Source organism: Shinella sp. SUS2, from assembly GCF_001262505.1.
Taxonomy (GTDB): Bacteria; Pseudomonadota; Alphaproteobacteria; order Rhizobiales; family Rhizobiaceae; genus Shinella.
In genome coordinates, this window is sequence record NZ_KQ410768.1 from 1 (window position 1) to 14371 (window position 14371).

Consider the following 14371-nt stretch of genomic DNA (forward strand, 5'->3'; position numbering starts at 1 on the left):
CCTTCGCTTGAGATCTGTAACGACCTCATTCTGGCACATCGATGCCGATTTGGGGGCCGTCCACCCCAACAGGTCTGCAGCTCAAGTCGGAGATCTATCTTGCTAGACATGAGGATAAACTCGAACTCACCAGTTATGGCCTCTGGTACCTGTGGCGAACTAACGGCGGGAGGAAAGCTGGCGCTGGTGGAAATCAGACATATGCCGGTCGGCAGGCAAATCTTCGCACTCTGGCGCCGAAGTTCACCCTATTCGAGAGACTTTGAAACATTGACGATCGAGATTTCTTCGCTGGTGCTCCAACAGGAGGACCAGCCTCTCGAGGAAACCGGGCATCCGTAACCCCATCCGGCTTCGGCGGATGCACAGCTCATCGACCCGATTGCCTTATCGGTTATGTTTCTCATCATAGAGAAATGCCGCAAATCATCGACGAAAACAGCGGATTTTGTGCTCCGGACGTCGCTGCTCCGCCGCTCAGCACGGCGGAGGCCGGCGGTATTTCCACCGCCGTCGTTGCCGCCCTGTCAAGCGCCCTCCCCTGCCGGGGCACCTATAAGATCTGACCGAACGCGCCCGGGGCGATGTCGAAGCCGCCAGCTCAGCCAATACGCGGCGGGCCGATACCGCGGACTGGCGGCACTTTTCCGCTTGGTGCCGACGACAGAATCTGTCCCCTCCCCCGGAACCGGCAATCGTCGGACTCTACATTATCGCTCGCGCCTCCGCGTACGGCCGAGCGTAACGTCAAAGTCAATGGCGTCTCAACCATCGAGCGGCGCCTCTCGGCGATCGTCTGGAATTGTTCCCAGCGCGGCACGCCGCACTGCCCCGGCAGAAGGAAGCGATCTTCCCAAAAAATCTGATCGCCATGCTGGAGACGCTCACCCGCGGTTCGTTGCATGGGCTTCGCGACCGGGCCATGATGCAGCTGCTCGGCTTTGCCGGCGGTCTGCGTCGCTCGGAGATCACCGGGCGCGACCAGACAGACGATGGGCGCGGCTGGGTCGAAACTTTCGACAACGGCGCGCTGGTGTCCCTGCGTGGCACGACCGATTGGCTCGAGGTAGAGATCGGCCGTGGCTCGTCCGACGCCACCTGCCCTATCGCAGCGCTGGAGCGCATAGATAAATTTGCCCTGCTCGCAAGAAGGAAGCACTCGCCGCCGGCATGTGTGGCGATCTTTCCGAGGCAGAGCGCGGCCAGCTTTTTGCCGGCCATTTGCTGCGCGCCGGCCTTGCCTCCTCGGCCGGCGCACAATTCCTAGCTTTCAAGACGTCTCAGATAAATCAGAGATCCATGAGATGCGGCGGGCTGAGGAGCGCGAGAATCCAAGCATTCACGCTATAGGTAGATTATATATGAGAAAGAACCTGGATACCTACGATGGCACTTAGTATCAAAGATCCGGAGACGGAGAAACTCGCACGCGCACTCGCTGCGCGAACCGGCGAGACCATTACCATTGCAACGCGGCGTGCGCTCGAGGAGCGCCTCAAACGGACCGGATTGCAAGCGAAGAAAGCAGCCTTGATCGAGGACATGGAAGCAATGCAGCGCCGCCTGAGCGCCCTGCCCGTCCTTGATCATCGAAGCCCCGATGACATCATCGGCTACGACGAAAATGGGCTCCCAACCTGATGGTAATCGATACCTCTGCAATCGTGGCAATCTTCTTTAATGAACCCGATGCTGCGTCCTATCGGAGTCGCATCGCAGACGACTCCATTCGGCTGATTTCGGCTGCGACTCTCCTCGAAGCCGCGATCGTGCTAGAGGGACGTTTCGGCGAGGCGGGCGGAGCCGAACTCGATCTTTGGCTGCATAAGGCCGAGATCGAGGTCGTAGCAGTAACGGCAGAGCATTCCGATCAAGCCCGCAGGGCCTGGCGCCGCTATGGTAAGGGTCGTCATCCCGCAAGCTTGACCTATGGGGACTGCTTCTCCTATGCGCTGGCGACCTTGTCGGGTGAGCCACTGCTCTACAAAGGCAACGATTTCAAACAAACCGATATCGAGGCGACATGACCCGTCACGGTGAAATCGCTGCGGAGGAGGATCTGTCGGTGCTCGCGTCTCCTCCTCCCATGCCGCCCAGCTGCAGGTCTTGACTGAGCCGCTCAAGGCTACATCGAAGCGGCGAGCTCGGCGAATACCCAACCACGCTGCAACTGTTCTTTCCAATGTCGATACCTAACATGAAAATCTGCATGGCTTGGCTCCTTCCCGTTCAAGAGAACGGCATCATACTCGATGTCTTCGGAAGGGCGGGCCATCCCAAAGGCGAAGCCCGCGCGTCCTACCAGTCCGAGAAATAATCGCTTGCCTTCTGTAGAACTTTCCATTGTGCGACTTGGCGATAGCTCCACGCGATAGAGCGGCCGGGGCACCCTCAAGTCACGCTTTGAGCTTGAATTGAGCACATAATGTGCTCATATTGAGCGCATGGATATCAAGTTAAGTCAGGAGCGTGTCATGGCGGCTCAAAGTTTGGGAATGTCGGCGACTCTTTTTGGTGACGCGCGATCACAGTTCCTGTCGGCTCGCCGCGTGTCGGAACTGCTGGGTGTCACCCAAGCCGATCTGGCACGGCTTGTTGGCGTCGCACGCAACACGCTGACCGCGCGCTCCGGTGCCCGCAAGGTCGATCAGGCGCTCAGCCCCGTCGTCCGCATCCTGGCGATGGCCGCTGAAATGGCCGGCGACGAAAGCCGCGCAGCGATCTGGTTCAAGCATCAGCCGATCCCAGGCTGGGCCGGCAAGACGGCTTATGACCTAGTCGGCGAGGGCAAGGCGGACAAGGTTCTGGCCTATCTGGAGGCGGTGCGCTCCGGCGTTTATGCCTGAAGCCGGCTCACGTCAGCAGTGGACCTTGTGGCGGGCCTTCGTGCCCCGCTGGGCCCACATACCGCTTTCGGGCGAGGGTGCTGCGCGTTTTGGCGGACGGTGGAATCCTGTCGGTGCGGCGACGCTTTATGCGGCCTGCGAACTATCGACCGCCTGGGCCGAGTACAACCAGGGTTTCGTCCAGCATCCGGCGCTGATCGCCCAGCTCGAACTGTCGGAGGCGAGGCTGGCCGACCTGACTGATGCCGCGATGCTGGACAAGCTCGGCCTCGATGCCGGCATCCACAGATGCGAGTGGCGCGCCGATCTCGACGCGGGCACGGTACCGCAAACCCATCTGCTGCGGCAGCGCTTGCTGGACGAGGGCTTCGATGGCGTCGTCTACCCGTCTTTCATGTCGCCCGGCGGCAGTTGCGTCGCCTTGTGGCACTGGAGCGGTCCGGTTAAGCCGTCGCTCAAGGTCATCGATCCCGACCAGCGCCTGCCGAAGACACCGGCCTCGTGGCTCTAAAGCTGGTCTGCGCGCAGCAGATTGTGCTCGCAAACTGTTAAGGTCTTATGCGCCACCGAATTTTAACCTTGCAAATAAGGATTATAATTCCATAATTGCAAGGATGATTCATCGCCGCGAAACCACCCAGGTCGAAGAACTGCTTGACGCCAGCCCGGCCGTAGCCCTCCTGGGACCGCGTCAGGTTGGCAAGACCACGCTCGCTCTGGATATCGCCGAGCGCCGGTCATCGATCTATCTCGACCTTGAATCCGATGCCGACCGCGCCAAGCTCGCCGAACCAGAATTGTATCTCAGCCGCCTCGAAGACAAGCTCGTCATCCTCGATGAGGTTCATCGGCTGCCAAACCTTTTCCAGAACCTACGCGGATTGATCGATCGTGGGCGACGCAAAGGGCTGCGCACCGGGCGCTTCCTGCTGCTCGGGTCGGCATCGATCGATCTTCTGAAACAGTCCGGCGAAAGCCTTGCGGGCCGGATTGCCTATACTGAGCTGGGACCAATCGACGGGTTGGAGGCACCGGCCGCCGATCTCGATAAATTATGGGTCCGCGGCGGTTTCCCAGACAGCTTTCTTGCTGCAAACGATCGCATCAGCCAACGCTGGCGAGTCGACTTCATCCGTACCTATCTGGAGCGCGATATCCCGATGATGGGGCCGCGTATTGCGGCGGAGACGCTACGCCGCTTCTGGACGATGCTGGCGCACCATCAATCGGGACTTCTTAACGCGGCAGACTTCGCCCGATCGCTTGGCGTCGACGGCAAGACCGTTGCCTCCTATCTCGACCTCCTAGTGGATCTCCTGCTCGTGCGACGTCTCGAACCCTGGCATAGCAACGCCGGCAAACGGCTCGTGAAAGCGCCACGGATTTATGTTCGCGATTCCGGCCTGGTTCACACGCTCCTCGGCCTCAAAACGCTCGACGACGTGCTCGGCCACCCGGTCAGCGGTGCCAGTTGGGAAGGCTTCGTGATTGAAACGGTGCATTCCGTTCTGCCGGAAGGCAGCCAGGCGAATTTCTACAGAAGCTCCGCCGGCGCCGAAATCGACCTGGTCATCACTCTGCCCGGCGGGCTAAAATGGGCCATCGAGGTGAAGAGGAGCCTGACCCCGAAGGTCGAGCGCGGCTTCCATCACGCTTGCGAAGACCTCACGCCGGAACGACGGATCGTGGTCTACCCGGGTGTTGAAGTCTTTCCTCTTGCCAACGGGATTGAGGTGCTGCCGTTGCGCCAGCTCGGCAAGGAGCTTCTGGAGCGCGCTCGATGAAACGCCATAGTGGCAAACAGCAGGTCCTTGCGTGAAAGTTTCCTGCATACGGCTCCTGCTTTGGTCTTTCGTGGCAACGCATTTACTGAGCTGAAATGTGAGGATGAGCGGTTTTCCACGATGGTCGTATTGGCCCCAAGCAGTGCTTTCAACGCATCAACGTCAGGAGTGAACCGCAACGACCTCATTGAATCTTCAATAGATACCGCGACGAATTCCTGACGGGCAATCGCGGTTCCGATGACTATACGGGCAAGCCCTCGTCCATGCCGGCTCTCGGCGGCGCAGCGGCGGAAAACTTGCGGTTCTTGGATTTCCTCACTTACGAGCCAGTGCGAACTGGTACTGCTCCATAGCGCGGGTATTCCCGTCCTCGTCCCTCGTCCTGAACGCTATGCCGTACATAAGTTCATCGTCGCATCACGTCGGAGCGATACGGAGAGCTTCGGCCACCTCAGGCGCGACAAGGACGTGCGGCAAGCTTGCTTGCTCACCATAGGTCTGCTTGAGACCATGGAAGGGGAGCGACTGGCCGATGCGTTCATTGAAGCATGGAATAGAGGACCTGCATGGCAAGAGGCCATCCGCGAAGGGCTGGCTCTGATGCCGAAAAAGTATATCAGCATTCGCAAATTCTTCGAGGAGGCGATGGAGCTTGAAAAGCTCGATCCTCAATTACTGGTTCGGGAAACGATGATCTGAACTTGAGAATCTAGTGAGTCCCAAACGCATATCCACGATTTGATAGATTGCACTTGTGCATTTCCTCACGGAGCAGTTCAACTTTATCAACAAAGAATTTAGTCGCAGCTTCAACCGCCCTACGGTCGGAGTAGAATGGCGACGTTGAATATGCCTTTAGGAGCTTTATCCCAGCCTGTTCCACGGTCCACGCCGTTTCTCGAGTGGTTGGAGACGATTCAATCAACGCAAAGGCATTGATAATGTTTGATCGGACGTTTGACAAAAAAATATCATTCGTCATTACGATATTATGGGCGATTTCTATCAAATCGTCCAGATAATCATCAAAAACACGCGCCATTTTCACTCTCCTTCGAGGCAAAATGATCACATAATTTTTACTGCAAACACAATGTAATTATGAGATGCTTTAGAAAAATGTTTTTCCACGGATTTATACACCTGAGTCGGAGGGAATATGTCGAAACGGTCGGCAATGGAAAGGAGGGTTTGCGTTCGTCCCACTCCGGCGGGTGGCTGGGAAGTGTATGAATTACATGCCGAAGAGGTTATTGTTTACAATGGCCGGGTTCTACGCGGCCTTTACCCCGACGAGGCATTTGAAATCGCTGCACATCTGAATGTGAACCGGGATGCTTTTACGGAAGAACGTCTCACAACCGAAAGCGGAACGCACGGTCGCCGGCGATGGCAGCAGCTTCCCTAGTCCGCCTGAAGATCACTCTTGACCATGTCGAGCCAATGGTGATGCGGCGCGTTGTCGTGCCGTGGCGCATCCAGCTCAGCCGACTGCATGAGGTCTTGCAGGCCGCGATGGGCTGGACGAATAGTTCTCTCGCTGTGAACGATCGCATCAGCCAACGATGGCGAGCCGCCTTTACCTGCTCGCTTGGCGTCGGCGGCAAGACCGTTGCCTACTCGTGTCCTTGTAGTAGCCGCGCACCAAAGGGCGCGGCTACTACTACAGGCTTATCGAAAAGTTCCATCATTGGTGGCAAACGATACATTCTCTGCTCACCAGGTAAGCCTATCTAGGTGGCGTTCACGATAGGAGCGTATATCGATAGACGGAAGTCGCTCCGCTTCGGTTTTCAACACGGACATTACCCGCCCGAACACCAATGGTGGTTTGCCCGTCGACGCCAGTCGTTCCCGTAACATCGCCGGTAGCGGTTGCAAAGTTGGTGCCACCCGCCCACTTTCCGCAAGTCACAGAGCTTCCAGTGTCGTAGCAAGCAAGCCCTGAGTGGAAAATGTTCGGGAAGGCGCCGTCTTCAACGCCGCCACAATGGACGATTGCCATGATACCGCCGCTCTTTGGCGTGGGAATGGAAACGGCACTATCATCCGAAACCGTCACTGTCCCAGACTGGTAGCGTTTCGAAAATACTGCGCCCCAGTTGCGCGCAGCATCACCCAAGGTCATGGCCCCATCGGCTTCCGGGCGGAACAGCGAAGTGTTGAGGCGAGCAATGTTGATTTGCGCAGAGCCATCATCGTGCTTGAAGAAGATAGTTCCGTTGCTCTCGAAAGAAGAAATGTACGGGATATCTTCGAATGTAGCTGCCCTTCCGCCACCAAAATTTGGAAGGCTGAGCTCGCCCCGCTGGCGGATGTAGGAGAGGCACCGGGTATCTTTCCAGAAACGGCGGCTAGTGCTGCTGACAACAACGCCATCAACCGTCACATTCCCCGAAATCATCCGCTCGCCTTCAAACAGGATGCCTTGCGGGGCGGTCTGAGTGCGAGATGTAATAGCAATTTCCCACGGAACGCCGCTCTTGCCTTCTGCATACGGCGAAATGAAATGATGGCCATCAGAACGGTCGAGACGAATTGCATATTTGCTGCCACCGGATGCACGGAAACCAACGCCATCCATAGTGATACCGCGCCCGAACGCCGTTTCCCCGGCAAGCTGTGCGTCGTGGCTATAGCACCCGCCATTGGGCGCATTCGACCCAAGGCGGGTTTTGCTGATGCGGATGTCTGACGTGCCTCCCGCCGCCCACATCCACGTTTCTTGCGGCAACGTGTTCCATGCCCGCGTAGTGCCTTGGATTTTCAAACCAAAGCCTGCGGATCCGCCGCCTTCAAACCAGCAATCATCTGCCGAGAATTCATTCATACCAGTGTCTGGATCAATTGATGGATGCAACGCCTTGAGAACGGTGTTCCGGTTACTCCACGTTGCATCGATGTATAATGTTCCGTCAGTGAAGCCAAATCCGGAAACCCGATTGAGCGCACACTGTTTTACGCAAGGAATGAGAATACCCATCGACCATGCGTTAGCGCCGTCCGTGTAAACTGTAAGGTCTTCAAAAACTACATTGTTACCACGCGCCACGAACAGCGGCGTGTCATTGGCCAAATCGGCTCCGTCAACGTCAGTCCAGCGCCGTGCTGTTCCTGAGCCAGTAGTACGAAAGACTGTGCCAAGAGGATTAGATACACTCCAACCCGAGCCGTCCTTCCAGTAATCCTTGCGGCCACTACCCTGAACGACAACGCCAGCGGGAACATAGAGCGTATCGGATGCAAGAACAACACCGCGACCCGCCATGGCACGACCAACAGTACCCGCTTGATCGAGCCACGCCTGAACCGCCACCGTTTCGTCGTTCACACCATTCATATCAGTAATGAAGTCGTCAAGATGAACGATATAGCGTGAACGTTCACGCATCGTGCGCGTCTTGCGGCTGTCCCAGGCCGTAAAACTCAGCGTCTGTGATACCTCTTGGAAAGTCTTCTCTTCGCGAGCATCTCCGGCGGAATTGCTGACTAGAATTGAGTTTGCCTGGATGGGAGGAAGCATGGATTTTTCCTTACATTGAGCTGAATGGATATTGCTCAATCAACTTACGACCATCAAATCAGGCGGGGACGACTACTGACGAATATTGAAATGAGCGGTTAGAGAAGTGCGTCGTGACTACAGCTTTCACGAGCGAATCTAACCAATGGAAAAAACTAAATAAAAGCGCCCCCAGAGCTATCGTCATCCATTCTCAAATTCCCTTGTCAGACAACGACAAAAATTGCACCAAGGCGTCTGCTGCGCTGCAGTTTTCCCCGCCACCATCACTTTATAGATCGCTACGCACTTCGCTCGAACTGCTCCAAGCGGAAACAGAGCCGCAAGATATGGAGCCTGCAAGGTAAGAGTATTCGCGCTGAAGCACATGTAGGCATCGAGCCGGTGGGCAGGCGATAGGGGTCGATCCGGACATTGCGGTCGTCAATAAGACGAACTGCCATCTCGTCGAGCGTAATGGTGGTTACCTCGATCATGTCACCGACATAAGCTTTCGGCATAGACAAGCAGCAAACCGCTGCGCCGGCCTTGTTTCTCGGCGTCGTACGTCAAGCGACAGTTCACGCGGCGCATCCACATCGGAAGAAGGCGAGCATTCGCGCTGCGACTGATCCGTCAGAGAATGAAGTCGAGCGAAGTGAGCTTCACGGCCTTGTCGATGTAGATTACCAGGTCGGACTGTTTGTCGCCGTCGACATCGCCGGTGATAACGGTCTTGCCACCTGATTGGTAGCTGCGCAGTTCGCCAGCCTTGCCATGGTACTTGTCGGAGCCGATCCAGATGAAGGTCTGATTGCCAGCCTTCTCCGTGTTGGCGTCAATGGCCTTCAAATTGATGATATCCTCGCCGCGATAAAAGGTGGTGATATGATCGGCCCCAGATCTAGTGCTGTCGAGAAAGCTCTTGAACAGGAACGTGTCTTTGCCCTTTCCGCCGAAGAGAACGTCCCAGCCTTCGCCGCCGTTGAGGACATCGTTTCCATCACCGCCGGAAAGCTTGTCGTTCCCGCCGCGACCCTCGAGGGTGTCGTTGCCCGCAATGCCATTGAAGGTGTTCGCGCTGGCGTCACCCTTCATGGTGTCGGAGAGCTTGGTGCCTTCGAAGGCCTCGATTGATCTGAATCGCGCGCCATCGGCAACGAGATCGAGGGTTATTGCGGAGTTCATTGCGAAGATGAGCGTGTCATATCCGGACCCGCCGTTGAAATCACCGATATCCGTGGCTCTGATCCTGTCGTTGCCGCCGTAACCCTTGTTGATGCCCGTAAGCTCATCGCTGCCCGCCATCAGAAGCTCGAGGCCTGTTGCACCGGATTTTTGAAGGGCTGCAAGGTCCTCTATCAAAACCCCGCTGTTTTTGCCGTCGAACCGAAGGAAATAGTCAATCTCGCCCCCCAATTCAGATTCGTAGTAATCGATCCGTTTCACGAGGCCCGAGATAATGCCGTCAACGCTCGTGAACGTGCCCCGAAAGGTGACAGCGCGATGATTCGTGATTTGTTCGTCAACTGGAGTGGTAACCCAGAAGGTGACGCTCTTTTCGGTAAAACTGACTTCCTTGTAGTCGGGCAACAGGAACCGGGACAAGTCTTCGTTGGCGGTAACAAACGACATTCCATTCTCCTCACATTGCCGCAACTCAGGCGCTATCGTGGAGCCAGAGAACAGCATGTGGCTGGGAAGTCAATCGCGGCGACTATGGACCCGCCTCGGTCGAGCAGCCCTCGAAAGACCAGTGCCTTACACGCGAAGGCGGACATGCAGTCTGACGAAGCAGCAATCCGCCGGATTGCAGGGTCTTGGGTTAAGCGGGTGGGACAAGCCTTGGTGCCGGCCGCGCCCGTCGCACAAAGGAACATCTCCTGGTGCTGCCAGCTGGGTGTATCCCCCTTTCGATTTCTTGAAGAAGGTTGGCGTCAGGTGGGATCTTGTCCCACCATATAAGCCGCAAACGAAAGGAACCCCGCCATGCGCAACGCCGAGAAGACTAGCCTGACAATGACCCTGGAGCAGATGCAGGTTATCCGCGACAGCGTTCAATAGGGCGAAGTCGCCACTATCAACGATGGCCATGCGGGTCTGGCAGCGTCAGCGCATCGAAGATGCCGAACGCCTTGAAGCGATGCGTGCCCACATCCGCCGCTCCATCACCCCCACGGCCCAGCCTGTCCACAGATGACGCGGAAGTTGAGCTTGCCCGTTTCATGAAAGGCGAAACCAAAGGCTTACCCAATGCATCGCACCAAGGTCGCATACCGGCCGAAAGCTATTGCAAATCTGAAAAGCATTTGCTGCACGCCGCATTGGCCAGTCCGAACCACCGTGTCGCCTCGGGGCATGTCGACCGGATAACGGCGTGCTGCCGCAAGATTGGCGCTGCGCCCCATAGTGCGTGGCCGCGCGATGACCTGGAGGAAGGCTTGCGAACCGTTCCGTTCGAGCACAGTGCAGTCATTGCCTATCGTGTCGGAAAGGCCGTGGAAACTCTCAACTCCTTTTATGACCGTCGGGATTATGAAGTCCTCTATCACAATCACGAGCAGGAAGAATTAGCCCGTCTTATCGCCTTGCTATCCCTCGACCTCGCCGGTCAGGCAGGGCTGCGTGATGCCTACAAATGCATCAGACAGGCGAGGGTCTACGAAGTGGCAGATGCCAACCAAGCCGTACGCCCAAGGTCCCGAAAGCGATCAGGATCATGCCGGCCGACTGGGTTACGCCAAGCGAGTGGCTGTAGAAAAACCAGTCAATAAGAATAGCGACCAGGGGGTAGATGAACGTCAACACGCCGATGACCGGTGTCGCCAGGCGGGGATAAGCTGAATACATCAGCACATAGGCCACACCTGTATGCAGGATGCCGATTCCTGCGAGCCAGCCCCAGGAGGCAAGAGGAACCGAGCGGGATAGATCGGCGAAGGGCGCAAGCAAGCCGACCCCGACGATCGTCTGGCAAAGCGTGGTAACCTCCGGTCGTTGTTCGCCAAGCCCTTTTGCGAGGATGGTCGCAACCGCATAGAGCAGCGCAGCCCCAAGCGTCAGCACGATCTCAAGCACCCAGGTCATGCTGACGGGCCTTGATGACAAGACCAAGCCGCTGGCAAGGGCAACCCCAACAAAGGCGGTGACCATCCACACGATCTGGTCAAGGGTGATGCGCTCCTTCAATACGGTCACGCCGATCAAAACGACGAAGAAGGGCTGGATATGGTAGACGATCGTCGTGGTCGCGATCGAGGTCATGGTGAAGCCGGCAAAAAACGCCGTCCAGCTCAGCACCATGCAAACACCGCCGAGAGCCGCGAGACCAAGGTGCGCTGGCGAAAGGCCGCGGTGAGGCAAATATCCGCACAACAGACACCATGCCGCGAGAAACAAGGTTCCGAACACACAACGCCAAAAAACGGTCGTGATAGGGTCGAGGCCAGCTTCCGTGGCGAAGGCGCCCACCGTGCCGATGACCGCCATGGCCAAAGCGAGCCGGCCGGCCGGAAATCGGATCGGTAACGTGGTTTTCACAGGCTATTCCTCCTTGGATCGAGAATAGACTGCCTGTTGGAACGCCTCCAATCAAACGAATAGATTTGTAAAACGCTATTCGATATACTGATAGTAGGATGCCACCACCACTTGATCTTGATCTTCTAAAAACCTTCGTTGCAGTTGCCGAGACGGGTAGCTTTTCCAGTGCTGCGCCCCGCATCGGGCGCAGTCAATCGGCCGTGAGCATGCAAATGCAGCGCCTCGAGCAAGCCGTCGGCAAGCGCCTGCTGGTCCGGGGATCAAAAGCCGTCATTCCAAATGCGGTTGGCGCAGAACTCCTGGTTCATGCGCGCCGCCTTTTGAAATTGTCAGATCAGGCCTGGGCAAGCGTCGCGCAGCCCAACGAAATCGGGTGTGTTCGGCTTGGGGTCCCCGACGACTATGCCGCTTTCTTGCTGCCCCCTGTGCTGGAGCGCTTTGCCGCCGATTATCCATTAGTGACGCTTGAGCTGGTATGCGAGCCTTCAGCTTCTCTGTCCAGGGCGCTCGACGAGCGGCGTATTGATCTGGCGATCATCACCCGCCTTCCAAATCAGCCTGTCGAAATCCTGCGGCGGGAGCCCTTTGTCTGGGTCGCCGCACCGTCTCATGTCGTGTGGCAGGACGACCCGCTTCCAGTCGCCTTGTTCGAAGCTGGATGCGCTGCGCGAACGAATGTACTGGACGCGCTCGCCGTCGATGGGCGCGCCTATCGCTGCGCATATTCGAGCGCCAGTCTGCTCGGCCTCATCGCGGTTGTGCAAGCGGGTTTGGCAATAGCGGGTCTCGCTTTGTGCAGCGTTCCCCCTTCCTTGCGCATCATCGATCCCAACGAGGGATTGCCTCCGCTTCGGGACCTGGAAATCGGCCTTTTGCAAAGCTCCACCTCAACGGGAAGAGCCGTTGACCGTTTAGCGGATTTCTTACGGCGCGCGCTTCGGCACAATCCTTGAAATTCTACGCTAAGCCGAAGGCGCACTTTCCATAGTCCCTGAGTTCGCCCTTTAGGCCGGCATTTCTGGAGAGCGTAACGTGCTTGATCCCGGTTTTCTGTACAGATCGGAAACGGAACTGTCGCGCTGGTCCATAGCGGCCTGGACTAGGTGCTTAGCCAGGCCGAATTTTCGTTCCCCTTTGCGATATGCCACGGCCCATATTCCGGGCCGCTGCGGACGTGGTGCACGTTTCAGGAATTGTACGGCAAGCTGACAAAATCAGCCTACGAAGCCTACTCGGTCTCAAGGCCCGAGGACGGTGAGAATAATCTTCGTCGTCTCGCTCCCGGTGTTCGTAAACCAATGCTCCGTATCGACATGCAGAGTGGCGGTGTCTCCGGCGCCCAATGTAATGACTTCCTGTCCGGTATGGATTTCAAGCCTGCCGGTCAGGATGTGGAATATCTCGCGGGTTCCCGACTTGTGGGCGGCGAAGCGGCTGGATGTCGCGCCCGGCGGGACCGTGTAGCGAAGTAGCTCTATATCAGGCGTCGGCCGCGCCAGCGCCAACCGCTCAATGCCCGTGGCCTCATCAAAGAAGCGCAGGTTCTCGCCGACGCGGACGACCTGCGCCGTCTCACGCTCCACGAGCTCCGCAAGATCGCATCCAAGGCCGCGCGCAATCGCAATGGCGTTGCGCAGCGTCGGGCTGAGATGCCCCCGCTCGACACGCGACAGGGCCGCAGCCGAAACGCCGCTCGATTCTGCGAGCTGGTCGAGCGTCACGCCCAACTGCATGCGTCGGGTGCGCACCGCGTTTCCAAACCGGGCATCCTGTTTCTGAGTATCCATCGTCAAATCAAAACCTCACTCTTGGCTTTTGCATTTCAGCAAATGAATTTGCAAAAATGCAAAAGGAGTGCTCCGCCGTGCCTGTCTTTCTCAGCACTTTACCCGTCCTCGCCACCATTGTCGCTCTCAGCCTCGGGGCACGATCCCTGTATGCCGCGCTACTGGGCGTTGGCAGACAGCATGATACCTGTCGTGCTTCGTTGGACACCTATTCTGATAGAAGTTCTGATGATCGTCGGCGGCGGCCTGCTGCTGGCCGAAGTGCTGCGCGAGGCCGGGGCGCAAGCCGCACTGGCAAAGTGGATCAGCGGCCGTGCCGGCCAAGGGGTCGCGGCTGTGCTGCTTGTCGTCCACGGCATCACACCCTTTGCAGAATCCCTGACGGGTTTTGGCATCGGCGTGACCATTGGCATTCCGCTATTGGCACATTTTGGCCTTCCGGCCCGCAAGGTCGTGGTCATCGGCCTGCTTGGTCTGTGCGCGGTCCCCTGGGGATCTATGGGGCCAGGAACACTGATTGCCGCGACCATGTCCGATCTGCCCTTCCATGACCTAGGGGTGGCGTCCGCCGTGTTGAGTTTTGTTCCGTTCACAGCAACGGGCATTGCTGCTGCATGGCTTGCCAGTCCGCCGGAAAGCCGCGCTTCGGCTACCCTCTACGGCGCCCTGTCGGGGACAGTCCTCACAGTCGTGGTCACGGCGGTCAATATGGCGTTCGGCACGCCGCCGGCCGGCGCGCTTGGTGCGCTGGCGATGATCGCCATGCATCTTCTCTCCGGGGGGGGAAAAAGCAAACCGCCACTGGAAAGCGCCGGTCGCAGAGGCCTTGGTAAGCATCCGAACAGCCACGCGGTATCTGCGCGCGCGGATGAGAACCAACCGGTTTATGGTGGTGAGGTTCGGTTC

General features: G+C 57.5%; 12 protein-coding genes and 3 pseudogenes. 10 read left to right on the top strand and 5 right to left on the bottom strand.

What is annotated here, in order from left to right; all coding sequences use genetic code 11:
• Positions 1 to 416: 416 nt before the first annotated feature.
• From AKG11_RS34020 to AKG11_RS31600, 7 genes and pseudogenes are all read left to right on the top strand, one after another.
• Positions 417 to 1251, top strand: a pseudogene (locus AKG11_RS34020) (integrase); the annotation flags it as partial.
• Positions 1252 to 1386: 135 nt separating this feature from the next.
• Positions 1387 to 1641 (top strand): type II toxin-antitoxin system VapB family antitoxin, encoded by a 255-nt coding sequence (locus AKG11_RS31575; RefSeq protein ID WP_050746849.1) that lies wholly within the window; start codon positions 1387 to 1389, stop codon positions 1639 to 1641.
• On the top strand, positions 1641 to 2027 hold the full coding sequence (locus AKG11_RS31580; RefSeq protein ID WP_050746850.1) for a type II toxin-antitoxin system VapC family toxin: 387 nt from the start codon (positions 1641 to 1643) through the stop codon (positions 2025 to 2027). Before AKG11_RS31575 ends, AKG11_RS31580 begins: the two co-directional genes overlap by 1 nt.
• 447 nt (positions 2028 to 2474) lie before the next feature.
• Positions 2475 to 2846 (top strand): antitoxin Xre/MbcA/ParS toxin-binding domain-containing protein, encoded by a 372-nt coding sequence (locus AKG11_RS31585; RefSeq protein ID WP_050746851.1) that lies wholly within the window; start codon positions 2475 to 2477, stop codon positions 2844 to 2846.
• Positions 2839 to 3357 carry an RES family NAD+ phosphorylase gene (locus AKG11_RS31590; protein WP_050746852.1) on the top strand — a complete coding sequence of 173 codons (519 nt, stop codon included), beginning with the start codon at positions 2839 to 2841 and terminating at the stop codon, positions 3355 to 3357. The genes AKG11_RS31585 and AKG11_RS31590 overlap by 8 nt, the downstream gene beginning before the upstream one ends.
• Positions 3358 to 3460: 103 nt before the next feature.
• Positions 3461 to 4630 carry an ATP-binding protein gene (locus AKG11_RS31595; RefSeq protein ID WP_050746853.1) on the top strand — a complete coding sequence of 390 codons (1170 nt, stop codon included), beginning with the start codon at positions 3461 to 3463 and terminating at the stop codon, positions 4628 to 4630.
• Between the two features lie 203 nt (positions 4631 to 4833).
• Positions 4834 to 5332, top strand: a pseudogene (locus AKG11_RS31600) (GSU2403 family nucleotidyltransferase fold protein); the annotation flags it as partial.
• Between the two features lie 10 nt (positions 5333 to 5342).
• On the opposite strand, the gene AKG11_RS34910 reads toward AKG11_RS31600, so the two are convergent.
• On the bottom strand, positions 5343 to 5675 hold the full coding sequence (locus AKG11_RS34910) for a hypothetical protein (RefSeq protein ID WP_156334193.1): 333 nt from the start codon (positions 5673 to 5675) through the stop codon (positions 5343 to 5345).
• Between the two features lie 347 nt (positions 5676 to 6022).
• Between AKG11_RS34910 and AKG11_RS34025 the strand changes: the two are divergent.
• A pseudogene (locus AKG11_RS34025) lies at positions 6023 to 6172 on the top strand (plasmid pRiA4b ORF-3 family protein); the annotation flags it as partial.
• Positions 6173 to 6377: 205 nt separating this feature from the next.
• On the opposite strand, the gene AKG11_RS34915 reads toward AKG11_RS34025, so the two are convergent.
• The 3 genes from AKG11_RS34915 to AKG11_RS31625 form a co-directional block, all read right to left on the bottom strand.
• A complete protein-coding gene (locus tag AKG11_RS34915) occupies positions 6378 to 8195 on the bottom strand; it encodes a hypothetical protein (protein WP_156334194.1) in 1818 nt (605 codons plus the stop codon).
• Positions 8196 to 8771: 576 nt separating this feature from the next.
• Positions 8772 to 9770 (bottom strand): calcium-binding protein, encoded by a 999-nt coding sequence (locus AKG11_RS35800; protein WP_050746856.1) that lies wholly within the window; start codon positions 9768 to 9770, stop codon positions 8772 to 8774.
• 1008 nt (positions 9771 to 10778) lie between these two features.
• Complete coding sequence (locus AKG11_RS31625; protein WP_245290301.1) at positions 10779 to 11675, bottom strand: DMT family transporter; 897 nt, start codon at positions 11673 to 11675, stop codon at positions 10779 to 10781.
• Positions 11676 to 11773: 98 nt separating this feature from the next.
• Between AKG11_RS31625 and AKG11_RS31630 the strand changes: the two genes are divergently transcribed.
• The gene (locus tag AKG11_RS31630) at positions 11774 to 12631 is read left to right on the top strand and encodes a LysR substrate-binding domain-containing protein (RefSeq protein WP_050746858.1); all 858 of its coding nucleotides are present in this window, start codon (positions 11774 to 11776) and stop codon (positions 12629 to 12631) included.
• A 285-nt stretch (positions 12632 to 12916) separates the two neighbouring features.
• Here AKG11_RS31630 and AKG11_RS31635 read toward each other — a convergent pair whose 3' ends face one another.
• Positions 12917 to 13465, bottom strand: a complete 549-nt coding sequence (locus AKG11_RS31635) for a helix-turn-helix domain-containing protein (protein WP_050746859.1) — start codon at positions 13463 to 13465, stop codon at positions 12917 to 12919.
• Positions 13466 to 13693: 228 nt separating this feature from the next.
• Here AKG11_RS31635 and AKG11_RS31640 point away from each other — a divergent pair.
• The coding region (locus AKG11_RS31640) for an L-lactate permease (protein ID WP_197284051.1) at positions 13694 to 14371 on the top strand (678 nt) is incomplete at its 3' end.